This is a genomic window from Granulicella aggregans, from assembly GCF_025685565.1.
GTDB lineage: Bacteria > Acidobacteriota > Terriglobia > Terriglobales > Acidobacteriaceae > Edaphobacter > Edaphobacter aggregans_B.
Window position 1 is genome coordinate 26,167 of sequence record NZ_JAGSYE010000008.1, and the last position, 24,940, is coordinate 51,106.

The following is a 24,940-nucleotide window of genomic DNA, read 5'->3' on the forward strand; positions in this document are numbered from 1 at the left end:
GTTCCCGACGCATGAAATGTGTAAAACCTGTTGATTCTAATAGTTTTCCACGCATACGTTCCCGACCCTAAAAAGGGTCTTTTCCACTCAATTGGCGCATACGTTCCCGACATAATCTAGTTTTCCACGCATACGTTCCCGACGAAAACCGATGGATCTCCTTTGTATTCAATTGTTTTGCTCGCCCCTTGTAGTTAAAGAACTTGTATTAAAAACATAAACCGCTTGTAGTAGTGCCCCTAGTCCTGTGGATTTAGCTGCACAAGAAAACCGCAAAGCAAAGGAGCGCGTCCTTCGGCCGCGCCCTGTAGGGCCTACCGGCCCTTTTTTCGTTGGGGCTGCGCCCCAAACCCCGCAGATACAACAACAAAAGCAAAGACTACCTTATGAAAGTGGGGTGCTTTTGAAGGTTTGGGCTAACGACTAGAGCCGTCGGCAATCGAGCAGAGAGGCTCCAGAACGTCCCGTTGAGGCCTCAGACAGCCGCAGGCACCAAAAACTTAGAGAAAACGCCTCTACACGTCACCCTTCAGATCCTGGCGCAAAACTTGCGCTCGGACCGCTGTTTTGTAATGACATTGTATTTACGTCTTGCTACACTGAAGCCTGTTGGAGGTTTGTCATGGCTGTCGCTGAATCCCGCACAAAGAACGTTTCTAGCCGCAAAGCTCGTCCTGCGGCGAAGCCAGCCGGGAAGACGCGCGCCACGCTGAACATGCGCATTCAGCCCGATCTGCGCATCCTGATCGACCGAGCGGCCGAAGTAGCCGGCCAGAATCGCACCGACTTCGTGCTCGATGCCGCACGCAAGGCCGCGCAGACTACCTTGCTCGATCAGGTCCATCTTCAGTTGAGCCCGGCAGCCTTCAAAGCATTCATCCAGCGTCTCGATGCGCCGCCGCAGCCGAACCAGCGTTTGCGCAAGAGCCTCGAGACGCTCGCGCCCTGGGAATAGCCGGTGGCGTTGTCTGCACCAGCCGTGCTGGCCGAACATCATGACCTGACTCAGTTCCGATCGGGCGAGCTCTCGCTCGATGAATGGCTCATCAAGCGCGCTCGCGCCAATCAGGCAGATGGAGCAAGCAGGACCTTCGTCGTCTGTGAAGGGAACCGGGTGCTCGGCTATTACGCTCTTACCTCGGGTTCAGTCAGCCTGGCTGGGCTGCCGGGTAAGTTCCGGCGCAACATGCCAGACCCCATTCCGGTCGTCATGCTGGGGCGGCTCGCCGTCGATCTCAGGCTTGCGCGCAAAGGCGTCGGTCGAGGCTTCTTCAAGGATGCCGTCCAGCGTGTCGCGCACGCCGCGGACACCATCGGTATCCGCGGTATCGTCGTACATCCCATCTCCGACGATGCACGCGCCTTCTATCTCAAGCTCGGTTTCTCCGAGTGCGCCGGAGATCCGAGACTCATGGTCGTGACCCTCAAGGACGCGCGTGAAGTCCTGAACAGCCTAAGTGCTTAGTTGATTAGCTCTGACCGCATTAATTCGCTCAATACAAGCAATTTCAGAAGGTATGCTGAGAGCGAGGGAACATGAATACGAACGAGATACTCGAAGCCATCGACCAAGAGATTTTGAAGTTGCAGCAAGCCCGCGCGCTGCTCGCTGATGCACCCGCCGTTCAGGCAGCCAAGTCCGTCGCAGGGAAGCCGGCAACAGGGAAGCGCCGTGGCCGGCCGAAAGGCTCGGTCAACAAAAAAGCCGAAGTTGCCGCGCCCGTTGTCGCCAAGAAGACACGCGCTCCACTGAGTGCCGAAGGTAAGGCACGGATCGCCGCCGCGCAGAAAGCGCGTTGGGCGGCTAAGAAGAAAGCTGTTGCAAAGCCAGCGGTAAAGAAGATTGCCCGGAAGGCCGCTAAGAAGGCGGTTCCTGCCGCCAAGCCAGCTGCGAAGAAGATTGCTGCTAAGGTCACCAAGAAGGCAGCCGTCCCTGCCAAGAAATCCGTCGCAGCAGCGCCACCGACACCGGTAGCAGAGGCGTAGTCTTCTATTTCTGATGTCCGTGGCTGCGTCGTCTCCAGAGAAGCAACGAGCTCATGCCGAGCGGATGCTGGCTCGCGCGGAACGTCGGCATCAGCAGGCCTGGAAGCTGGTAGAAAAATGGCGTCTCCGCATCGCGGAGCTGGACCGCGCGGGAGTGGCGGTCAGGCAGGCCAGACTTTGGGCTGAAGAGCAGGTAGATTCAACATCCAAGGCTGATACGCTCGGCGGCGCGCTGCCGGGTGGAGGCGAAGACGTGTCCCCTTGACCATCTGGGCACTCGTCTTCGCCTCCACCCAGGCAGGCTAATGAGCCCGGACGTTTTGCCATCCCGCATCAGTGACGCTAAATCACGGAGCCTAAGAGAGGCATCGGTTCACCGCGTCGTATCCAAAAAAGGTTGACAACGTTCGCATGCGAGAGATATACCCTCGATGATCTCCTAAATCGTTTGAGAAGCGGGTATCGAGGCATCCGAAACCTTCCCTAGTCTCGCCTAAACCTTGGGTCAAGGCCACAACGGGGATATGGCACTCATGATAGAGCGCCTTGCAAGTTTTTATCTGATTGACAAATTGAAGTGTTACTTGGAGGCAGAATGGACAGAGAATATAAGTTTGAAATAGCGAAGGGCAGAGGTTGGCGTTGCCTTTCGATGACGTTGATGGCAGTCTTCGCTATCCTAATTTGCTTTGCGACCAAAGCCCATGCACAGGTATCGGCGACGATCAACGGAACTGTTACCGACAGCAGCGGAGCCGTGATCGCCGGGGCGACCGTGACGCTCACTAACGATGCGACGAAAGAAAAGCGCGATACAGTGAGCAACGGTGCCGGATACTTCGCCTTTCCCGCGCTGCTCACGGGCACCTATTCTATCCACATCGACGCCAAGGGCTTTGAGGGATATCAGCAACCGGGTATCGCGCTGAGCGCCGGCGATGTTCGCCAATTGAAGAACCTCTCGCTGACGATCGGCAGCGAGTCTATGACGGTCGACGTACAAGAGAACACTCAGATCATCCCCGTGGATAATGGGCAGCGGGCCGCCTTGCTCGATAGCAAGGACATCCAGCAGCTTGCCATTGAGGGCCGCAACCTCTCGGAACTGCTTAAGGTGCTTCCGGGCGTAACCAGTGTAGCTAACGGACTAAGCAATGGCGCCCAGTTCGATCCCACGGTCGCCGGCTCCGCGACGAGCGCTGTCGGTAACGGATTGAATGCAAACGGGGCTCCGAACCGTGGTGGCACCAGCCAGCTCTCCGACGGCGTCGACATCGACGACCCAGGTTGCAACTGTAACTCGATCGCTGTCCTCAATCCCGATATGACTCAGGAGGTCAGCGTCCAGACGTCGAACTTCGGTGCCGACGCGCCTCGCGGTCCGGTAGTCATCAACTCGATTAGCAAGAGCGGCGGAGCGAACTATCACGGCGAAGGCTACTTCTACGTACGCAATGACGTTTTGAACGCCAACGACTGGCAGAGCGACCACGCCGGTACCCCAAAGGGAAGCGCGCACTACTATTATCCTGGCGGCAACGTCGGCGGCCCGATTCCGCTCACCCACAAGAAAGTCCTTGGCTGGATTGGATACGAGCGCATTCTGCAGAACACCGGCAACGCAAACCGCCTGCAATCCTTTATTCCCACCCCAGATATGATGTCCGGCAACTTCACCGATACGCCGGCGAACGTCGCCTTCTGCAAGGGAGCTCTGACTCCCGGGGCAACCAATGGCTGTAACGACCTCACGGGCACGGTACTTCCGGATGGTTCCATCATTGGCCAAGGAAGCCGTCCGGCAGGCATCATCCCGGCGGAGTTCCTCGATCCGGGTTCCCAGTCTCTCGCTAGCTTCTGGCCCAAGGCCAATGCTGACCCGGCCACGACTCCTGGCGGCTACAACTACAATCAGGTCATCGCCGGTATCCATGATGGCTATATCTTCCGGGCCCGCGTGGACTACAACCTGGACGACAGCAATACCTTCTTCATCTCCTATCAGTACGGCCAGGACTCCGCGCCGTCTCAAGGTAACGGCGCACACATCTATTGGACACCGGGCAACTCCATCCCGTACCCAGGTGGTGGACTCATCAGCAGCTCTTTCTCGAAGTCGGTTGCGGGCCACTTTACCCACATCTTCAGCGCAACATTCACAAATGAATTCATTGCCAGCTGGGGCTACGGAAACTTCCCGGTCGGGCCAACCAATGCTTCGGGGGCCTATCGCACCACGCTCGGGTATCCAACCGGATACGGCACGGTCTTCAAGACGGGGTCTCTGCTGGTTCCGTCCTACAGCAGCGCTGGAAATCTGACCTTCCCTGACTTCTCGCAGCAAGACATCTTCGAAACCGGCGGTAAGTACCTGGTCCGCAAGGAGATGCCAGCGTTCTCGGACGGCCTTACTAAGGTTGTCGGCACACACACTGTGAAGGTCGGGATCTACGCGGAGAATGTCGGCAACATACAAGGCGGTTCGTTCTCTCCGAATGGCTCTTTGAACAATTTCGGAGCGGGCGGCAAAGTCTATAACAATCTCATCACCGGCAATCCCCTTGGCTCTCCAAATAACCCCACTGCGAACTTCCTGCTTGGCAACGTTCTCAGCTATACCGAAAACAATGCCGCCCCGATCAGCGACATGGCCTACCAGACTCTCTCTTTCTACGGAAATGATTCCTGGAAGGTTACAAAGCGGTTGAGTCTGGAATATGGCGTCCGCTTCGAGCACATCGGCCACTGGTACGACCGTCAGGGAACCGGACTTGCCGTATTTGCCCCGGGACTCGTCGCCAGCGACCTCGCGGCAGGAAAACTCAACCCTGGCATCTATTCACACGCCACCAGCCCCGGTATCTCCAAGGCGGGGTCGCCAGATCGCCTGCTGTTCGTCTCGCCGCGCTTCGGTGTCTCCTATGACATCTTTGGAACGGGGAAGACGATCGTACGTGGAGGCTGGGGCCGTTACCGCTTTAGCGACCAGTACAACGACTACACTGGAGCATTGTCCACTGCGCAGGCCATCCAGACCTATAGCTTGCCTAACCAAACCAGCGTGCTTCTCTCGCAGATCGGGTCGATTCCCGTGCCTGCACCCGGAGGGGTCAGCGGCGGCGTGAATGCCGTTGGCGCCAGCGACTATGGCATCCCGGAGACGACCAGCTATAACCTGACGATCTCACAACAAGCTCCTTGGAACTCCCTGGTCGAAGTCGCATATGTCGGCAACAGCGATCATCAACTTCTCATTGGCGGGCAGACGATCTCCGGTTCCGGTTTTACTTCGTACATCGATGTCAACAAGGTGCCGCTTGGCGCGTTCTTCGCTCCGGATCCTATTACGGGAGTGATATCGCCAAATCCCGAGAATCTGTCGCAAGGTGCGCCGAACAACAAAGAAGCGGATTACCGTCCTTACGGTAAGGCCTATGGAACCAACTCGGTCGTGGTCAACCAGCACGTCGGCTATGGCAACTACAACGGCTTGCAGCTCAGTTGGGTTAAGCGTTCCAGCAGCTTCACCTTCAACTTCAACTACACCTGGTCGAAGAGTCTTGGGACGGGTCTCCTTGAAGATCCTTTTGTGCTCCGGAACAATTATGGCGTAACTGCCGTGGATCGCCCGCAGGTCTTCAACTCGTCTTACGCGTACAACTTCCGTCGCGTCTATCACGGGGACTCCCGCTTGCTGGCGGGTGCGTCTAACGGCTGGACGCTTTCGGGCATCTCGACACTCCAGTCCGGCGGCAACCTCCAGGCGTTGGATAGCCCCAATTTCGGGCTCAACATCACAGGACTCAGCCAGAACACCTACTTCGGCACCAGCGCGCCGAAGCTGATTCAGCCGGTCGTGACCTGTGATCCAACCTCTCACCTCGCAACCAATCAGAAACTGAATGAGTCCTGTTTCGCCGCACCTGCCGTTGGCAGCAACGGACCCAGCACCTACCCCTATTACAAGGGAGCGGCGTTCTTCGATACCGATCTGGCGGCTTATAAGAGCTTCCAGATCAGGGAAAAACAGGATGTCCAGTTCCGGATCTCTGCATTCAACTGGGTCAATCATCCGCTTAGCCAATTCAGCGGTGGCAACCAGCTGCAGCTCAACTACAACAACAATCTGACCCCAAACACGTCAAGCAATTCGCCCACGCAGGGCTTCCTTGATACCAAGGCAGGCGGACATGCTGCCCGTATTCTAGAACTCGCTGTGAAGTACAACTTCTAACTCACCTCACCAAGAAATGGGCGGCTGCCAATGGCAGCCGCCCATTTCTTTTTTTCGATGACATAAAGGCAAGCCAGAGTGATGGTTATCTTTGTGCCTTGCGTGGCCTGACCTTATCCGCAGTGACAAGGCCGTGTCCTTCCAGTATGAAATAGAAAGTATCGGCTGAAATGTCTTTGAGTCTGTCCACTTTCCCCGATGGCCACAGTACCTCCACGGTATCGATCTTCGTCGCGGTGCCCAGGCCGAAGTGGACCCTGGTGTCGTTTTGCGAAAGATAGCTGCCGCCGCTATGAATCTCTTCCACCTGCGAGACACCGCCTGCCACGATATGGATCCGGGCGTTCAGCGCCATGCGGTTGCTCGTGGTTCCAGCCAGCTCGAAGCTCGCCCAGTGAGCCCCATTCACTCCTGCATTTCTCAGAACTGCGGGGCTTCCGTCCAGGCTTTCGATCACGAGGTCGAGGTTGCCATCATTGAAGAGGTCGCCCACGGCCAGACCCCGCGAGACGCGGTTCGTTGAGAGCGCGGAACCCGCCATGCTGCTCGCGTCGCAGAACGTACCATCGCGCTGATTCAGATGAAAGAGGCCGGGTTCCCGGTAGCGCGGACCGCTCGCCAGATCGTCCACCTGCGGGTACACGTGTCCGGCAACTGCTACCAGGTCGAGCCAGCCATCGTTGTCAAGGTCGGCAAAGGCTGTGCCCCACTTCACCAACGGCAGCGACGGCAGCGCAACGCCGGCGGCATAAGACTGCTCGGTGAAGTTCCACTTGCCTTCGTTCCGATAGAGCGTGTCGTTTTCGCCAGAGAAGTTCGTGACGTACAAGGACTGCCTGCCGCTGTGCGTATAGTCGCCAATAGCCAGCCCCATCGAAGCCTGTTCGGAACCCTCGGCGCTCAGTGCCGTGCCGGACTCGAGACCGATGTCTTCGAAGTGTCCATGGCCGTCGTTCTTATAGAGAAACTTCGGCGTCGAGTCATTGGCGACATAGATGTCGGGATGCCCGGTGCTGTTCAGGTCCGACCAAAGCGCTCCCAGCCCATAGTAGCCGCCAGGGTCGCTGACTCCGGCCTTCTCCGCGACATCGGTGAAGGTACCATCGCCGTTATTGTGGAAGAGCGCATCACCCGCGCCCTTCAGTCCGCGCGGGCCACACTGTACGTCGATGCCCTGGTATCTGCAGGTAGAGGAGCCGCCGAATGACGGCAGGTCGTCGAGGTGGAAGTCGACGTAGTTGGTGACCATAAGGTCGACGAAGCCGTCGCCGTCGTAATCGCCAAAGGCTGCGCCCGTGGACCATCGTCCGTCGCGTACCCCGGCCTTCGCGGTGACATCGGTAAACGTGCCGTCGCCGTTGTTCCGGTAGAGGATGTTGCCTCCGAGGCAAGTCAGATAGATGTCGGGCCAACCGTCGTTGTTGTAGTCGCCGACCGCGCCGCCCATGGCGAAGCAGGAGTTCAGCAGACCTGCGGAGGCTGTGACCTCGGTGAAGGTGCCATTGTGATTGTTTCTATAGAGCGCGCCGGGACTGCTCTTTTTCGCGATCGCCATGGCGACGGTGGGTGCGTTGGTGAAGTAGATGTCGGGCCAGCCGTCGCGGTCGTAGTCGAGCAGGAGGACTCCTCCGCTCATCGACTCGACGATGTATCGCTTCGAGGGGTCGGAGGTGTGTTTGAAGGCGATGCCTGCTTGGGCGGTGACGTCGGTGAACTGCGGAATCTGGCGGCCGGTACAGTCCTTCTTCGTGGCACCGGCGGGTGGTGCCACGGGCTTTGGGTGTCCGTCCTGTGCGCGCCCGAGAGACGAAAGAAGCATCGACGTAAAGATGCCTTGTAGCCAATAGCTTCTTCGGCGGCTCTGCTTCCCGAAAGACCTATACATCCATTGCACCCTTTAGATCTAGGGTAAATCGGCGACTGCGCCGGAGGTACTGCTCTTCGAGATTGTGCCGTAGATCGCCTGCTCGCGGTCGGCATCGGCATTTCGCTTCGCCTTGCGGTAGGCTTGGGCGAGTCGCCGATGATTCTCCGCGTCGCTGGCGTCCAGCTTCTCGGCCTGCTCCATATGGGCGATGGCATCAGAGAGCTTGCCCTGCTCCAATTCGACGGCGCCCAGTCCGGCATAGAGGGCTGCATTCCGCGGAGCCAGTTTGATCGCTTCGAGAAGCTCCTTCATCCCGGCATCTTCTTTGCCTGTCTTGATGAGCGAGACAGCGTGCGCGTAAGAGAGCTCCGGTGTGGCCGCGACATCGGCGGTTATGGGGGCAAGAACACGAAGCGTCTCTGCGCAATCATTCGTCCTGAATAGGCTGATCGCAAGTTGTGCGCGGACCTCCGGATTCGAAGGCTGCGCTTTGAGAGATCGAGTCAGCGGCTGGATCGCCTCGGAGTACAGCCCGGAACGAGCCGCGGCAAGACCCCAATTCTCGTCGAGGCCGGGCAGCGCGGGGTTCCACATGGAGGCGTGTTGAAACGAGAGGACTGCTTCCGCCGTTGAGTTTTCGTTTGCGGCGATGACACCCAGGTTGTTGTAGCTGTCGGCCAGAGCGGGCGCGATCCGCCGTTCAAAGTCTGCAAGCGCCGTGACGGCCTGCGCTCGCTTGGGGTCAGCCGCTGTCGCCGATGCGGCAGGAGCTGTTCCGTCGGGGCTGGCACCCTTCTGCTCGAAGTCTCCAGCGAGCCGGTCGCGGTCTTTACTGAGGCTGCGCTTCAGCAAGGCTGATGATAGCTGCATCTCCTGCCTGCCCGCTTCGGAGTCACCCGCCTGGATCAGCAATCGCCCCAGCATGTAGTGCGTCTTCTGCACCATGTACCGATTCTGTGCAGGGTCTTTGGTCAGTGCGATCGACCGGCGGAAGGCGGCCATGGCATCGTTGTTTCGCTTTTCACCGGCATACATCTGCCCCAGGTAGAAAGAAACTTTAGGATCGGTCGAGTCGAGTTCTTCCGCGCGCTTCAGTTCCTTTTCCGCGTCGGGGTAGCGCTCCTCTTGCAGTGCGATATTGCCAAGCTGGGCGTGCGTCGAAGCGTCGTTCGGCGACAGCTTCAGCTCGGCTTCGAGTTCGCTCCTCGCCTCGGCATTGCTGTTGTCTCCTCCGAGCGTGAGCAGTGTGAGCGCGAGAGCGTAGTGCGCGCCGGGCAGCTTGCTGTCCAGAGCGATGGCCTTCCTGAACTCGGGAATCGCCATCTGCTGAAAGTCGGAGTTCAGATAGGCGCGACCGATCTCAACATGCAGCGCAGCCGTGTCGCCCAGGCCGGAGACCATCTCACTGAAGATCTTCGTGGCGGCGGCCCCGTCGTCCAGATCTAGATAGGCCACTGCGAGGGCGTAGCCATTTTCGAAGCTGGTATCCAGTGCGACTGCGGCCTCGAAGTGCGAACGCGAAGCCGCCTCCTGATTCATCTTCCGCAGCGCGCTACCGAGTAGATAATGGGCCTTCGCGGCGGCCTTTGTGTTGTCGGGATACTCGCGAAGAATGCTTTCGGTGAGCGTCCGGGTGCGCGAAAAATCGTTGGCCGCGAAGGCCGCCTGAGCATATCTCACCTTCAGTCCCGGGGACCGTGGAGCGAGCCGAAGCGATTCGTCAAACAGCGGTTCAGCCTTGGAGTATTCACCGACCGCAGCGGTTTGGAGTGCCATCTCAGCCAGACCGTCGGCGATGAAGATGCGGTACTGCCGGGCTGCATCCGCAAACTTTCCTGACGACTGGAGGCTCTGCGCAAGATCGTAGTGCTGCTTCAAAACCGAATCGGTCGGCGGGGCGATCTGTCCTCTCAGATAGACCGTTGCAAAGAGTAGAGGCACAAGGGTGATTCGCTTCATCCGTCTTATGCTATCCGAGTGCGTCAACACGCATTATCGCCCGTACCCGCCTCTATATGGTGGATGGCGAACTAGTGAGGCCCACTCACGGGATGACCGATGCTGGGCAGCAGGGATGTACTCAGAACCCCCGAGTAAAGACCGCTGACTCAAAATGGCCTGTCGCAATATGATAATGATAATATAGTACGTATATGGCATATGAGGTTGAGGTGTCGGACGAGTTTCGGGGATGGTATGAACCCTTGAGCGAAGCCGAGCAGCTCAGCATCGGGCGGGTGATCGAGCTGCTGGAAGAGAAGGGAACCGCGCTGGCTTTTCCCTACAGCTCCGGCATTCAGGGATCGAAGCTCAGCCATATGCGCGAACTCAGGATTCAGCACGAGGGTCGTCCGTATCGGGTGCTCTATGCCTTCGATCCTGCCCGGACTGCCTTTCTGCTGGTGGGCGGGGACAAGACCGGCAATCCTCGCTGGTATGAGATCAGCATCCCCAAAGCGGAGGGGATCTACGCTCAGCATCTTGAAGAACTCAAACGCGGGATGTGAACCATCCCGCCGCAGATCCCAGGGAGGGGAAACTGTATGGCAACCAAGTGGAAGGACCTGAAGCACAAGGCGTCACCGGAGACACGCGAGAGAGTGAAGCGCGAGGCTCTGGCCGAGTACGCCGAGATGGAGCGGATCGGCGTAGGCGTCATCCGCGTCGCACGGCAGCAGACCCAGGTTGCCGTCGCCGAGCAGATGCACGTTCCCCAAAGCGCCGTCTCCCGGCTCGAAAATCAGAATGACTGTCTCCTCAGCACCCTGCGGAAGTACGTCGGGGCGCTCGGAGGTACGCTCGAGATGAGGGCGGTATTCCCCGATGGTGCCGTCGAGTTGGATGGCTTGATGAGGATGCCAGCTGGAGTCGAAGAACAGACAAGCCTCTAAGGATTCTCCGATTGGTCTTTAAGTCGGTTCACTGTTCCGTTGCTCCCCGGAAGCCAAACACCGATCGAGGGCCTACCGAAACGGGACCTAGAATAATTTAGGAGATGTAGCTATTTCGAGGTGCATTCTCCAAAAGCGGTGCATTTCAGTTGAGAATGGCAGATCTCTTTGACGAACTTGGGTAGAAACTCCCTGCGTTCGGCGACATCGAGGAATGCGACGTTTCCGCAGCCAGTCCCAGCGATGGCATCCTTACAGCTAACCTTGGCTTCGGCGAGGAACTCTTTGTCCTGTTGTGGAGTTAGATTCGGCTCGAACAATTCAATCTGATAGTTGAGGTCGGGGGCAGGGAGATTCTCCAGGTGCTTATCTGGACAGGAAGCCTGAAGCGCCTCGAAGAACGGTTTTGCTGTCCGTTCGTAGGGGGTCTGGGAATACTCATGTTTTGCCCAGTAACTTTGTCCCTTGAGGAGATTCTGGGTCTCTCCGTCCGCTGCGCCACGTAGCGTAAGACCGGCCTGGGTTCGGGTTGCTACATAGGCGCCGTTACACGCATTGCCGGGGTCTTTCACTGTAAAGCTGAAGGTGTTTCCATCTTCTTTGATAGGCACCAGTACAGGCGAACTCGGTGCTCCCTCGGAACACTGAAAGACGATCCAGGGACTAGCGCCTTGGGGAATGACGGCGATCTCATATCCGTTGATGTCGCCGCTCTCCTTGCTCGCGCTCATATTGGAAAATGTGCCACTCAATGGCTGTATTGTCTGAGCGGGCAACATGACTGAAGACACTGTAAGGATGGCAATCAGACAATTGGTTGTTCGCACTCGGACTCCTCCTCATACAATGAGACGCTGCTAGGATTGCTGGAGTTCGCTGGCTTGTTCACTTTACCCCTAGTCCTGCTCCGAGTCACTGGCCGGTTTCTTGACGGCGGATGGCGATGCAACTTGGCGGTGATAGAGACGCCTGACCGGCACTGTTACCCTCTCCTCATGAGTTCCGTTGTTGCCCTGCGACCCCAGAGTGCGACGTTTGCTGTTGAGATCGCAGTCGGCGGTCTTCTCTTCGATATGGACGGCGTACTCGTCAGCTCGACCTCTGGCGATGAGCGATGTTGGACACGGTGGGCGGCCCGGCATCTTCCCGGGAAGTTGTTCGATCTGAGACAGGCTCATGGTCGCCGCGCCGTCGACACGATTCGCAATCACTTTCCGGCGCTCGATCATGCAGCATTACAAACTCATCTTGCCGAACTCGACGCGCTCGCTGAAGAAGAACAGTGCGAGATAAACGCATACCCGGGAGCGCGTGAACTGCTCGCCAGTCTGCCGCCGTACCGGTGGACGGTGGTAACGTCCGCATCGGAGAAGATGATGCGCGGCCGGCTCGCCGCGGCGGGTATTTCGACACCTCGTCAGGTTGTTGCCGGTGACATGGTCGCGCACGGTAAGCCAGCCCCAGAATGCTATCTCAAGGGAGCGGCTCTGCTCTCCCGCCGTCCCGAGGACTGTCTCGTCATTGAAGATGCACCGGCTGGCATCAGCGCCGCGAACGCTGCCGGTTGCAGAGTGCTTGCGGTCGTCACTTCACATCGTGCCGAAGAGTTGCAGCAGGCGGACTGGATCGTCTCCAGTCTCGACCAGATCGAAGTCCGCATCGACGAAACTGCAACACTCAATCTCTCCTTTCCCGCACTCGTTCGAAGAGCTGACTCGGTTTCGTGAACGGTCGAGATTCGACTCCGAATAGTCGCCGATCATGAATCTCCGTAGCTCTCCTGTGCTCTTCGATCACATCCGAGCGTCTCTCTCGCGTCCCTCCACTGGTACGTTCTCTGTCCGCCGCCGGACGCTTCAGTGCATCGGTTGCGCCAGAATGTAGCTCTGGCACTCCAAAGAAATCGCCCCCCCGGCCACGACGTCCTGGGTGGGGATAGAGCCCAAAGCAAAGCACGCTGCTTCGCATCGGAAGAAAAATTCCGACACATCACCCCCAAATGGGAGCTGTGGAGCATCTTGGCGTTCACGAACGTAAACGTTCTTTGAATCAGCTACTTAGCTTATTCGCGTAAACGCCGCCTTGTATCTGAATAGCCCGCGTAAACGGCTTTGCATTCATGGCGTAAACGCGTTGATTCTAATAGACATAAGCTCAATACTCCGTTTATGGAGTTGACGGCTTGGAGGGTTCCGCCTTAGGGTGTTTCGAAGGCGGTAACTTTTGAGCACTCCCCGCACAGGCCCTGTTTCTAGCTCCCAGACGCTCCCTGACCCAGAAGCTCGTAGTCTTCCCCGCGCCAAAACGGTAGCCACCCGGCTCTCTCCCGAGGAGCTGGAGGAGGTCGAGGTAGCCGCTAAACGCTCCGGCAAGCAGCTTGCCGCGTGGCTTCGCGACGTTGCTCTTGAGGCAGCGCGACCGGCTCCGGATACGAGTGAGCTGCTCTTGGCCGAGATTGCGGCGACTCGTTACATGGTCCTAAATCTGTTCCACGCGAGCGCGGCGGCGACCCAAAACGGCGCTCATCTGACACCCGAAACCGTGCTCAAGATTCGCGATACGGCGGACTCCCGCAAGCAACAAACCGCGCGCAAGCTGCTTCAAGATTTCGTCGCAGCCGAGGTCAAAACCGGAGGCGATCGATGAAGAAGATACCGATATTTTTCATTGCGCTAGTGCTCTGCTTTGCGGTGCTTAACGCGGCGAATCTGACGCCGCTGCTGGGTCCTCTTGTGTACACGATGACGCCCCTCCAGCGGTACTACGCGACCGCCTATCTGGCGAGCAGCTGGCACCGTAACGACCCCGCCGCGAAGACCGAAACCCGCCTGCTCTGGAAGATGAAAAAGGGGAAGTCCGAGATCGCAACCGAACAAGATGTGGTCGCAAAACCGGTCGGAGAATTGCTCGGAACGTACTCTCCCGAGCCGTTCCTTTTGAGCGACAAGGCAAGCGCCGAGGGTTGGACGACCGTCCTGCGGGGACCCCGCCTGGAGTTCAATTCGGTCAAGCTGGAGAAATTTCTAGAGCAGGAAATCTACGACGGGAACCCGCTCTGGCAGTTCTTTGTGCAGCCTGTTCTTGGCCTTGCAACCCTGACCGTCGTTGGGTTGCTGATTCGGGCGTGGCGGCGGGAACGATGGGCGCGGGGCTGGTGGAAGCAGAATCAACCTCAGCTTTCGTTCTGGGCATGGAGCCTCGAAACCTCCGAGGGGATGACGAAACGATTGCTTCCGCGACCCAAAGCCCCAGAGATTCTGAGCGCGCCACCGACGCGCCACTTGGAGTTGCAAGCGCCGGCTCCGGAGCGAATTCTTACTGCTTCGGTGGCGTCGTCCGAGACAAAGCCGACCCCAAGACCTGCCGCAGTTTCGTCCGCAGTTTCCGCTCCTTCTATCAAGAAACAGGTCCCGGCCCCAGTCGCTCCTGCAGCTTCGGCAAAGCCTAAACCTGCCTTCGTCTGGGACGAATCGCAAGGGATCGATTAGGGCCAGACATCATGCTTTCCATCTCTCCCAAGCCGTTATCCGCTGGTCAAGCGCGGATGTACCACGAGCGCGAGTTCGCGTCCCAGGCGCAGAATTACTGGAGCCAGGACCAGCAGGGGCATAGCGAGTGGCAGGGCAAGCTGGCCGAGAAGTGGGGCCTGGAAGGTCCGGTCGGCAACGAGGAGTTCGCGCGGCTGACCGAAGGCCAACACCCCTTGACCGGGGAGCAGCTCGTTCGCCATCAACCGCAGAAGACCTATGAGAATCAGATCGGCAGGGAAGTAACCAGCGTCGAGCATCGGGCCGGGTGGGACGGAACGATCTCCGCGCCGAAGTCGGTCTCGCTCACCGCCCTTGTGGGTGGTGACGAGCGGGTGCGTCTCGCGCACCGGGAGAGCGTCCGTGTCGCGTTGGGGGAGCTGGAGCAGTTCACCCAGGCGCGGATCGGCAACGTCCACAAGCCCGAGACGACGGGAAAGTTCGTGGCCGCAACCTTCGAGCACGATACCGCGCGGCCCGTCGACGGCTATGCCGCGCCGCAGCTCCATACCCACGCCGTCATCTTCAATGTCACCGAACGAGACAGCGGCCCCGGCAAGCTGACGCGCTCGGTGCAGTCGCATGAGCTGTATGCCGCGCAGAAGTACGTCACGGCGGTCTACCGGTCGGAGCTGGCGACGCGGTTGCAGGGTCTGGGCTACCAATTGGAGCGCGGCGAGTACGGCCAACCGGAGATCAAGGGTTATTCGAAGGAGTATCTCGAAGCCTCCAGCCTCCGCCGTGAGCAGATCCAGGATTACAAGCGAGAGCAGGGGCTTGACGGCGCATCGGCGGCTCAGATCGCCGCGCACCGGACGCGAGATCGGAAGGAGCTGCTGTCGCCAGAAGAGGTCCTGCAGCGGCATCGGGATTTAGCCGCGCAGTACGGCCACCAAGCGGATCGAGTCGTCGCTCAGGCAAGAGAGCAGGGGCATACGCACGCATACGAACCCGACATCAAGGCTGCACAGCAGGCCGTCACTTACGCCCGCGATCATCTCTTCGAGCGCGGGGCAATCCATGCTCAAAAAGACATCCTTGCGGCGGCATTGGACCGGAGCATGGGGCAGGCAACTTCCAGCCAGGTGCGGGAAGAGTTCGAGCGCAGAGTTCAGACTGGGGAGTTTCGTCAGGTCGATGTTGGGACCGGACCGCAGTACACGACCGCTGCGATGCAGCGTTTGGAACGCGAGACCATCGGCTACATGCACCAGGGCAACCGGCGAGGCTTCGAAGACCCGATGCTGGTCTCTCCGAACATCCGGATTGCGACAGTGGATCGTCATGCGGAGCTGAATGCCGGGCAGCGCAATGCCGTCGATGAGGTGTTCCTCTCGCGGGAGAAGATCATAGGTTTGGATGGAGTTGCGGGTGGGGGCAAGACTACGACGCTGGCCGTTGTGCGCGAGGGTGCCTACGCCTCCGGATACACCGTGGAGGGTTTTGCGCCCACGTCGAGGGCCGCGCAAAAGCTGGCCGAGGCGGGCATCGAGACAAAGACCCTACAGGCTCATCTCGCTCAGGGGCAGAGGGCGAACACGGGAGAGCCCCGACTCTATGTCGTGGATGAGAGTTCGCTCGCGTCGACCAAGCAGATGCACGAGTTCATGAGCCGCCTGCATCCCAACGACCGAGTTTTATTGGTGGGCGACACGCGGCAGCATGAGTCCGTCGAAGCTGGACGCATCTTCGCACAGTTGCAGGAGTCGGGTATGAAGACGGTGAAGCTCGATGAGATCGTGCGGCAGCGTGATCCGGAGCTGAAACAGACCGTCGAGCAGCTCGCGCGTGGTGACGTTGGTGCGGCGATAGAAGGGTTGGACCGGCGGGGCCGCATCCATGAGATCAAAGGTCATCAAGAGCGCATCGCTGCGATCGCGACCGAGTATGCGAGGTCGCCCGAGAACACCTTGGTCGTCTCGCCCGATAACCGCTCCCGCAATGAGATCAATCAGGCCATCCATGCGGAGATGCAGGCAGAGGGTGTTGTCGGCAAAGAGGAGCATCGCGTTCAGGTCCTCGCCCCGCGTCAGGATCTCACCGGCGCAGACCGCACCTGGGCCGAGCGGTACAACGTCGGGGATGTACTGCGCTACTCGCGTGGCTCGAAAGAGACTGGCATCGGCAAAGGCGAGTATGCAACGGTGAAAGACATCGACGCGGTCGGCAACAGGCTCACCGTCCAGATGAAAGACGGCACCGAACGCAGTTACGACCCGCGCCGTCAGCAGGGTGTCTCTGTCTACCGCGAAGAAGAACGGGCCTTCTCCACCGGCGATCGGGTGCAGCTCACCGCGCCCTCGCAGGAGCTGAAGGTTGCGAACCGTGAGTTGGGAACGGTGGAGAGAATCAATGAGAACGGCTGGCTGTCACTCAAGATGGACGGTGGTCGCGCGGTCGAGCTTGATCCAGCGAAGCATCCGCATCTCGACCACGGCTATGCGGTGACCAGCCATTCCAGCCAGGGACAAACCGCTGACCGCGTGTTGATCCACGTTGACACCGAGCTGGGGGCCAAAGATCTGCTCAACAACCGCATGGCCTATGTCGCTGTCTCGCGCGGGGCTTATGACGCGCAGCTCTTCACCAACGACAGCGAGAAACTGGGGGTGGCGCTCGGGAGGGACGTTTCCCACCAGAGCGCACTTGCGCCGCAGCTACAGCCCGAGCAGGCCATCGTGCCACAACGGGAGATCGTGCCGGAGATCGAGCATGGCTATAGCAGAGGAATCGGGAGATAGCTCCCCCGAGATCCATTTTCTTCGGTGACATAGGGACAGCAACCAGCTTGGGGGTGGTGTGTCACCCTACAGCCGATGCGAAGCAGCGTGCTCTTTGTTTCGGGCGGCACGAATGCTGGATCGGGACGCTTGACGCCGCTGGGTCGTGCGGATGGGTTACACATGCTTGAGCACCAAACCTCCGCTCAGATAGATCAAACCATTGAAGTCTGGAAAAGAGATACGCAACTCAGATTTTGTTGCAGCTCGACCCTCGTCTCTGAGCTGATAGTTTCCCGATTCTACCAACTGGCCGGTTTGATCGTTCCAAACGTTGCATGGATTGACATTGTGGGCCGCATCGACCGCACACAGTACATACGCGCCACCATCCGCTCCCCCGACCCATAGAGCATCGCTCGGAACAAGCTCCGGCCGCGTTCTTGGCTTTAACGGAGCTGCCGGTCCGCAACCGCACTCTACGAAAAGAAGTGCCAAGACTCCTAGCCCAGCGAATAGGGCTTTGTTTACCCTCAGCAATTTATCGACTGAATCGATCATAGAGAGCCTCACTGTCTAGGGTTAAATATTAGCCTTGAAGAAGTACGGTATATAGGCTCGTAAGACCAGCCCACCGCACTCGGGTTATACCGCCATAGAGATAGCCATAGCTGGTACGGACTGGCTCCTTTTAAAACTTCAGGCGGAGGGGTCTGCATGTGGGCATGACTCATCGTTTCACATGCTAAGGTCCCACAATTGTGCCCCGTCCAGAGGCTGTATTTCTGTCGATTCGGATCACCGTTTTCGGCTTGCCGGGCCTTCAGATAGGCCAAGATATTTTCATCTTCGGCGGTCGTTGTCTGGATGACAAGGGCCTCAACCTGACCTCCTTTACCACTTGCCGTGGAGAGCGTTGATAACAACCCGTTCATGGAATCTTGCGTTATGTTTCCTGATGCGTCTCGTTGGACTGAGGGAGTCGCCGCATTAGCAGCCCCAGCGCCGCGAACCAGTCCGTCAGGGCCTGCGTAGCGACCGTACTCGAAATAGTGTGTTGTCCCATCCTTTTCTACGAGAACCACTCCTCCATGACCGAGTGGCAATGTGACACTTCCTCGAACACCGACGTCATAGTGCGGGTAAACAATGGAAATAACCTCGTTGCCGTCAGGATCGATGTTGGTCAGGGGATTGTTGATCGCATACGCGTACATATTCCAACGCTGCGGATTGAAAACCCGACGGATGTTTAGGAAGGTAGGATCAGGTGACAGCATTCGGCCCATGTTGGAGCTGTAGTATCTGGCCCCGAAGTAATCGAGTCCAGATTCTGCGTCTCTCTCGTGCCCGGTAAAGAACGCATTGCTGGGCGAGCATGTCCCGTTCGCCTGTTGATTGTCACCGAAGGGCTGGCTAGTGGTGGTCTGACAGAGATTGCCACTCATGTCGCTTCGCGCTCGTTCGGTTCCGATCCAGTCGCTGAGAGCGAAGACGGTCGTATGTTGCTGGTCATCGTAGGTCGCAATATGCCGACCGCCGGCATAGATTTCACGACGTAAAGCATTACCGGAGCCATCCAGTTCTACGATGTCTCGACCTTCGGTGTCATAGAGATAGTAAGCGGTAGGCTGGTTGATGTAGGTGGAGAACTTGGCCACCCTCCGTCCCTCGGCGTCATAAGTATAGAGGTTGCTTCCCCAGTCGCTCGATATCAGGCGGCTGTCCGCATCGTAGGCATATAGGTGGGCGTTTGCAGAACAGCTCCATGGCTCAAGTTGATTTCCGGCTGCGTCATAGCAGCCCTGATCTGGCCGATTCGCATTGTTGTTGAAACTTTGCTGAATGCTGGTTCCCGTGCCGCCGGTGACGGTCTGCGATAGCAAATTACCGAAGCTATCATAGCCCCACTCCAAAGAGTTCTGGTAGGTGGAACCCGCCGCGCTCAACCGGTTTAGGCTGTCATAGATATAAGCCCAATTGCCATTCACCGAATCCGCCGAGTAGCTTACGTTGCCGTTGGGTTCGAACCCAAGAGACCAGGCATACTGTGTCGGCAGAGCGTTGGCCACAGAAGTTGCCGGCATATGGCCGCTGACGATTACAGTCGGGGCATTTTGCAGAACGACAGAACCGCCATTGTGGTCATAGGCCCGAACAGTCAGGATGTGAATGCCAGGGTCGACACCGACGACAGGTCCTGTGTAGCTCCATCCACTATTGATGCAGTTCTGGTTGTTGAAAGCGTTTGCGACATCTTGTCTAGGTTGGCCGCTCTGCGCGACCCCTACCATGATGCTGTCGAGCCATACTTCGACCCGCGTGATGGTGTCGCAAGGAGGATAATTCTGCTCGAGAACCCAGCCACTTGCGGTTAAAGAACCGCCATCGGGAACTGTTTGCAGACCTCCGGTGCTGCTTTGGGCGCTTACGCTGCCCGTCACCGAATTTGCGTCGGCGACGACATTGATCTGGCGAACCGTCGAGGGCGTGTACGCATTGCCGCCCGTATCGTAGATTGTGACGGTGACGTTGTGGCTTCCCACGCTGAGATTCCCTGCCGTTCCAATGAAGTTGTAGCCACTTGGAAGGTAGCGCTGGTCGTTCATCTCGCTTGCGATATCAGAACGCTGGGCTCCAAGCGTGGCATATCCGATTGGCGTCCCATCCACGAAGACTTTCACAGCACCGACGGGCGCACGCATCTGACTGTCGATGGCCCAGCCATAGACCCAGATCAAGCCGCCTGAGGGAACATTCTGCGTCTTGTCTTGCATACTTACCGCATTGTCGAGTGAACCCGTCGGCGGGGCATTGGCGGTCACGGTAATTGTTTGAGCGTTGGACACCGTCCCCCGGTTGCCGTCGAAGTCGTATCCTGCCACGGTGACCGTATGTGTGCCAGGCGTCAGCGCCCCAATCGATCCTGTAAACCCGTAGCCACAATTTGCAAACTGAGCTCCGCCTCCCAGGTTCTTCTGCATATCAGGCCGGGCTCCGTTTACTGTGGCAAGGCCGATCGCCACGGAGTCGATATACACTTCAACCTGTGCCAAGGGACAAGACACCGAGTCGTACGCCCACCCAATGACATCAAGCAGTCCATTCTGAGGTAGACCGTTGCCTCCGTCTTCGTGATTGCGCACTGTATCAATATCGCTCGTGGACACAGACACAGTCTGAGCACTGCTTGCTTTTGTCGCTGCGTAGCTCTGTACTCTCTCGCGAACATCGTAGCTCCGCTCCTCATTGAGACCGTTGCCCAAAGTGGAGTTGAGCAAGCCGAGTGGACCATAGGAGGTTGCGGTGAAGAGTGTCGCCGGATGAGTGCCGTCCGAGAGACTGCTTGCCAGGCTTCGCAGGCGAGCGGCAGAATCAAAATTTGTAGTGAAGGCTGTACCGATAGAGTCTGTCAACGAAGTGCGATTGCCAGCAAGATCGTACCCGTATTGGAGCGTCGGCGCGGCCGTATTGCTGCAGCCTCCCCAGGGGCACTGCTGCTCCACCGTCAATCTTCCCATCGCATCATATTGCGTGATGATCCTTTTGGTAATCGCCGATGACGTCGGTCCGCCAGATGTGGGACATGCACCAGGCTGCGTCCATTCGCTCGCTAAACGGCCCACGCCGTGTAGCGCGGATGCATCGTATTGAAAGCACGCTGAAGGAGTTGCGTCACTATATTGCTTACTCAGCAAGCGACTGAGCGAGTCATACGAGTAGTTAACCGTGGTGTTCCTGGCATCCGTTTTACTGCAAGGCTGAGAGACATCCCCAGAGCAGAGAGCTCCGGAAGCAAGATAGCTGTACGAGATTGTACCCGACTCCGGATTTTTTGAAGTCAGAAGACGAGATAGGCCATCGTAGGAGAATGCGCGGCTGCGTACACCGGCAGAGCCGTTCGCCCCTCCCCACTGGTTTACGGCGGTCAAATTGCCGAGGATGTCGTAGGTGTAATCCGTCTCCATCGATGGAGTCACAGCGGTGCCATTCGGTTCGAGCGCAGCAACCATTCTTCCGAGCGAGTCTGACGTATATTGCCAACTGTTTCCTACCTCATCGGAGCTGTCGATCCAGGTCCCGAGCTGGCTCCCAATCTGGCCGCGACAGGTTCCCGTGGGCCCGAAAACCCCGTTGTAGCACCAAGTCCTCAAGGATTTATCCGGCGCTGTTTCTAAAGTCTTCCTGTCCATCGCGTCATACTGGAAGGCCGTTATGTAGGATGAATCCGGAGTCGTTCGATATGGATTGGAAACCGAAGCTACTCTCCCGGGAGCATCGTAGGTCGTGTCGGTATAAGTGATGCCTGCCGGATCGCTCTGGAGTTGGCTTTGGCTTGGACGGCCGAGACCGTCCATGATCTCCTCACTTACGAGAGGGCCAGGAGTTCCCGACGCAGAGAGCTGTTTTGTAGTCAGAATGCTATTCGGAGCTGTGTCCGTGTATCCATAGGCAATGTTCCCCCCGTCCGGATACTTGACCGAGGTGGTTCGGGCTAAGGCGTCATACACGTAAGAGGTCTTCTGGTTGTTCGGATCAAGAGCACTCTGTCTGCGCCCGCTACATGAGTAGTAAAGAAACGACGTTGCATGTCCAAGCGCATCCGTTATGCTGCTTGGCCCATTTGCAGTGGTGCTCGGCACGGCACAGATTTGGTCAAACCAGGCATTTGTGTAGGCGTACTTGGTAAGATTCCCTTTAGGGTCGGTGATTTGGGTGGTCTGGCCATAGGAATTGACCTGATACCCTGTGGTCGCGGTCGCCGCGTTCGTCCCTCCTACAGAGCTGCTCGTGACGTTGCCATTGCCGTCATAGCCAAAGGACTTCACGCTCGAGACTCCAGAGCCGGAGACCGTCGCACTCGAAAGCCGATTCCAGATGTGAGGTCCAATATAGTCCCATGCATTCGTGGTCGTTTTTATCGTATTCCCAGAGAAATCGGATTGGGTCAGCTGAACCACGTTATCGATATGAAACGTGGTGTTCCCTTGAGAATTCGTAAACAACATATTCGTCAGCGCCATGCTGTCATATTGCATTGAGGAGGTTGTCGTCAGCGAGCCTCCGTTTTTCGCCGTCACGGTCGAGACGGTTTGGGGAAGCGCCACAACAGACAAATAGCCGGATCCCACCTGGGAGGAAAGGTCGTCCAGATATTGTGTATTGACTGTCTCCAGGAGATTCGTTTGATTTCCATAGATCGACCTGCTCGTCTCATGGGAGGATGCGAACCTATTCGACGGGATGGTCGGGGAGTAGTTGAAGACAGTTTTTCGCTGTTGCCCATTTACATCTGCAGGGTCAAGAACAGTCATGGATGAATTTGCAGTCCCGGCGATGGCGGGAGTATATGTCGTCGTGTCTTCCTGCCCGCAGCTTCCAGACGAGGACCTGCAGGCGAACTTCTGGCTTATTTCACGAACGTCGTACTGGCCACACGCGAACGGGCTTGCGAAGTAATACCCTTGATAGGTTTGGTAGGCATAACGGTTGTAGCCTCCGCTCGGAAGCTGGACCTCTATCGGCTCGCCCACGGAATCGGTTGTAATCACATACGTGCGTGCGATGTCTCCGCTGTCCAGGACAATTGAAACTAAACTATTCGTAGAGCCGAAGTCCGAAACGGAGCTTGTCGGTATGGTAACGGTGTTGTTGTTCCAATAAGGTCCGCTGCACTGGGAAGCATGAAGAGTGACATCACTTCCTTGCGCAGTTGCGCTTGTTGCGACAATACTGCGCGATGCGCCGGTGGAGTCTTTGTACTGAATCGTGGATGTACCCGAACCGTGCTGCACGGTGACGATTCTGCCAAGAGAGTCCGTGATTGAAAAACCCGAACTCGTGACGGTCGAGAAGGTGATCCGATTGCCGTTAGGGTCTTGAATATACGAAGGGTAGATCGGCGTGGGATTATCGACCGTGATGCCTCCACTTGTCGACTGAGTGCCGGCGAAATGAACGACATCCCCGTTCTTCAAATAGACCTTCATATCGGACAACGATGTCGTATCGAGTCGAATGAGTGAAGTATCCCCGGAGTCCGAGACGTTGATCGTCGGGAAGCCACTCCCTGGGCTGACCGGATAACAGTCTCTTCGATTGAGGAATGTGTGCATCCCTCCGCTCTCGTCCATATAAACAAAGCTGGAAGCGCAATAGATCGGCTGGTAGCTCGATTCCGAACTGCCATCATTGAAGGTCGTTATATTCGTCGTCAGATACTGATTGCTGTAAAACAAGCGTGGCACGCTCAACATTGTCCCGCCGAAGTCATTCGCGACAGAAAGATTGTTGCTCCACTGAAGGGAAGCATTCGTAATTGATTGCTGCTGAGTGCCAGAATAAGTTCCGGTCGCCTCCATGACGGATCCCGACAGATCCCAATGCTTCGAGGTGTAATTGACAGACAGATCCAGGTCGAGGCCGTTTATACCTGGCAGATGCAGCAGCGGGATTGAAACCAGTACGCTGCCGTTCGCGTTGTTGACTAGTTCACTATCGGAAGCAACCGTCGTATAGGGTTGCGGACCGGGCAGAGTGGACGGATTCAGAAGCTGCTGCTGTGCTGAAACCTGTGGCATAAAGCACATCACGCCAACCAATACGGTAAGGGAGAATGCGATCCCGGAACGGGATGAGTGACGCTTCTGCGAATAAGGCAGCATTTGTGCAGGTCCTAAATGACACCGGTCCTAAGGTTAGATGGCCAAGATCCTTGCATCATTTGGGATGATACGGATCAGAAGCCTTGCGACCTCGGGAAGCGGCGTCGAGCATAGCAGGGATTTAACCCTAAGCTTATTCAGTCTTCCGTCAGATGTCACGAAAATGTCCTTTTTTTCAAAATGATGAAGGAAGCAAATGCTCAAGGGCTTCGGCTGGTGTGATGGTTTTTAGGTTTGTACTTCTTGAACCGGCGTTTCAGCCACTCCCTTCTCTGCTTGTACTCTCTGAACGTCCCTTTCAGCGGAGGTCGGGACTGCCGAGTCTGGCGGGAGCAAGTCGTTCTCCTTACGTGCATGATAATGTCCTTTATCATGCGTAAAAGGAGCACGACCATGGACAGAAGATACGCTCGGGAGTTCAAAGAGATTTTGACAGTTCTTACGGAGAACCAGGACCTTCGGACTGACATCGTCACGCTTGTTGATTGTGAACCCATGCCAGGCAAGGTTACGGAGGGCGGTGCCCGCATCGAGTGCCTCAAAGTCATCCTCCACGATCTTGTAGCCGGCAAGATCGGTTTGCGCGAGGCATATGACCGTACGGAACGGGAGCTGCCTCGTGAGGGCTCGGTACACGGCGGCAACAATAGAGTTTTTGCTTCTGGTTGGGCAGAGCGGCTGGTTCGGACACAGCTGAGTTGCTTTTATAACCAAGCCGTTTTGAAGCGAATTCTAGATGGCGGTGAGACGCGCTGTTATGTTGGACATTCCAGCGAAGAGGAGGCCTCCAGCCCTTGCGCGCAAATTGCCGGGGAGCATCATGACGCAAAGCAGCTTTACGAGAGGCTGTTGCAGCGATATCGGCAGGGTGACTGGAGTTCAAAAGAGATATTGATCCCTAATCACCCCCACTGTACGCATACGGTGATGCCAGAGCAGCTAGCTAAGGGCTCCTGATGAGCACAGCAATCGCGCTCCTTCCCTCTTCCCTGCCCTCCGTGTTCACCGCGCGGCCGGAAGCCCGCACGCGGATGCGCGACTTCTTCAGCT

General features: G+C 57.4%; 16 protein-coding genes. 12 read left to right on the forward strand and 4 right to left on the reverse strand.

Annotation, left to right across the window (positions count from 1 at the left end; all coding sequences use genetic code 11):
• Window positions 1-622 precede the first annotated feature (622 nt).
• From OHL18_RS22940 to OHL18_RS22960, 5 genes are all read left to right on the forward strand, one after another.
• The gene (locus OHL18_RS22940; RefSeq protein ID WP_263377208.1) at window positions 623-955 is read left to right on the forward strand and encodes a type II toxin-antitoxin system TacA family antitoxin; all 333 of its coding nucleotides are present in this window, start codon (window positions 623-625) and stop codon (window positions 953-955) included.
• A gap of 3 nt (window positions 956-958) precedes the next feature.
• Window positions 959-1,465, forward strand: a complete 507-nt coding sequence (locus OHL18_RS22945; protein WP_263377209.1) for a GNAT family N-acetyltransferase — start codon at window positions 959-961, stop codon at window positions 1,463-1,465.
• A gap of 71 nt (window positions 1,466-1,536) precedes the next feature.
• Entirely contained in the window at window positions 1,537-1,986 is a 450-nt protein-coding gene (locus tag OHL18_RS22950; protein ID WP_263377210.1) for a hypothetical protein, read from the forward strand.
• Window positions 1,987-2,050: 64 nt separating this feature from the next.
• Entirely contained in the window at window positions 2,051-2,251 is a 201-nt protein-coding gene (locus OHL18_RS22955) for a hypothetical protein (protein WP_263377211.1), read from the forward strand.
• 396 nt (window positions 2,252-2,647) lie between these two features.
• A complete protein-coding gene (locus tag OHL18_RS22960) occupies window positions 2,648-6,220 on the forward strand; it encodes a carboxypeptidase-like regulatory domain-containing protein (protein WP_263377212.1) in 3,573 nt (1,190 codons plus the stop codon).
• An 85-nt stretch (window positions 6,221-6,305) separates the two neighbouring features.
• Here OHL18_RS22960 and OHL18_RS22965 read toward each other — a convergent pair whose 3' ends face one another.
• Both OHL18_RS22965 and OHL18_RS22970 read right to left on the reverse strand, forming a co-directional pair.
• Window positions 6,306-7,991: a CRTAC1 family protein gene (locus OHL18_RS22965; RefSeq protein ID WP_263377213.1), complete on the reverse strand. Its 1,686-nt coding sequence runs from the start codon at window positions 7,989-7,991 to the stop codon at window positions 6,306-6,308.
• Window positions 7,992-8,123: 132 nt separating this feature from the next.
• Window positions 8,124-10,046, reverse strand: a complete 1,923-nt coding sequence (locus OHL18_RS22970; RefSeq protein ID WP_263377214.1) for a tetratricopeptide repeat protein — start codon at window positions 10,044-10,046, stop codon at window positions 8,124-8,126.
• 194 nt (window positions 10,047-10,240) lie between these two features.
• Between OHL18_RS22970 and OHL18_RS22975 the strand changes: the two genes are divergently transcribed.
• Both OHL18_RS22975 and OHL18_RS22980 read left to right on the forward strand, forming a co-directional pair.
• A complete protein-coding gene (locus tag OHL18_RS22975; RefSeq protein WP_263377215.1) occupies window positions 10,241-10,594 on the forward strand; it encodes a type II toxin-antitoxin system RelE/ParE family toxin in 354 nt (117 codons plus the stop codon).
• Window positions 10,595-10,630: 36 nt separating this feature from the next.
• Complete coding sequence (locus tag OHL18_RS22980) at window positions 10,631-10,978, forward strand: helix-turn-helix domain-containing protein (RefSeq protein WP_263377216.1); 348 nt, start codon at window positions 10,631-10,633, stop codon at window positions 10,976-10,978.
• 110 nt (window positions 10,979-11,088) lie between these two features.
• Here OHL18_RS22980 and OHL18_RS22985 read toward each other — a convergent pair whose 3' ends face one another.
• Window positions 11,089-11,805 carry a hypothetical protein gene (locus tag OHL18_RS22985; RefSeq protein ID WP_263377217.1) on the reverse strand — a complete coding sequence of 239 codons (717 nt, stop codon included), beginning with the start codon at window positions 11,803-11,805 and terminating at the stop codon, window positions 11,089-11,091.
• Window positions 11,806-11,973: 168 nt separating this feature from the next.
• Between OHL18_RS22985 and OHL18_RS22990 the strand changes: the two genes are divergently transcribed.
• The 4 genes from OHL18_RS22990 to mobF all read left to right on the forward strand — a co-directional run bounded on the left by OHL18_RS22990 (window position 11,974) and on the right by mobF (window position 17,246).
• On the forward strand, window positions 11,974-12,705 hold the full coding sequence (locus tag OHL18_RS22990) for an HAD-IA family hydrolase (protein ID WP_263377218.1): 732 nt from the start codon (window positions 11,974-11,976) through the stop codon (window positions 12,703-12,705).
• A gap of 496 nt (window positions 12,706-13,201) precedes the next feature.
• The gene (locus tag OHL18_RS22995) at window positions 13,202-13,624 is read left to right on the forward strand and encodes a plasmid mobilization protein (RefSeq protein ID WP_263377219.1); all 423 of its coding nucleotides are present in this window, start codon (window positions 13,202-13,204) and stop codon (window positions 13,622-13,624) included.
• On the forward strand, window positions 13,621-14,466 hold the full coding sequence (locus OHL18_RS23000) for a hypothetical protein (RefSeq protein WP_263377220.1): 846 nt from the start codon (window positions 13,621-13,623) through the stop codon (window positions 14,464-14,466). The genes OHL18_RS22995 and OHL18_RS23000 overlap by 4 nt, the downstream gene beginning before the upstream one ends.
• Before the next feature lie 11 nt (window positions 14,467-14,477).
• The gene (gene mobF, locus OHL18_RS23005) at window positions 14,478-17,246 is read left to right on the forward strand and encodes a MobF family relaxase (RefSeq protein WP_263377221.1); all 2,769 of its coding nucleotides are present in this window, start codon (window positions 14,478-14,480) and stop codon (window positions 17,244-17,246) included.
• A gap of 548 nt (window positions 17,247-17,794) precedes the next feature.
• Here the strand turns inward: mobF and OHL18_RS23010 are convergent.
• Window positions 17,795-23,890 carry an RHS repeat domain-containing protein gene (locus tag OHL18_RS23010; RefSeq protein ID WP_263377222.1) on the reverse strand — a complete coding sequence of 2,032 codons (6,096 nt, stop codon included), beginning with the start codon at window positions 23,888-23,890 and terminating at the stop codon, window positions 17,795-17,797.
• A gap of 393 nt (window positions 23,891-24,283) precedes the next feature.
• Between OHL18_RS23010 and OHL18_RS23015 the strand changes: the two genes are divergently transcribed.
• Complete coding sequence (locus OHL18_RS23015; RefSeq protein WP_263377223.1) at window positions 24,284-24,847, forward strand: hypothetical protein; 564 nt, start codon at window positions 24,284-24,286, stop codon at window positions 24,845-24,847.
• Window positions 24,848-24,940: the final 93 nt, after the last annotated feature.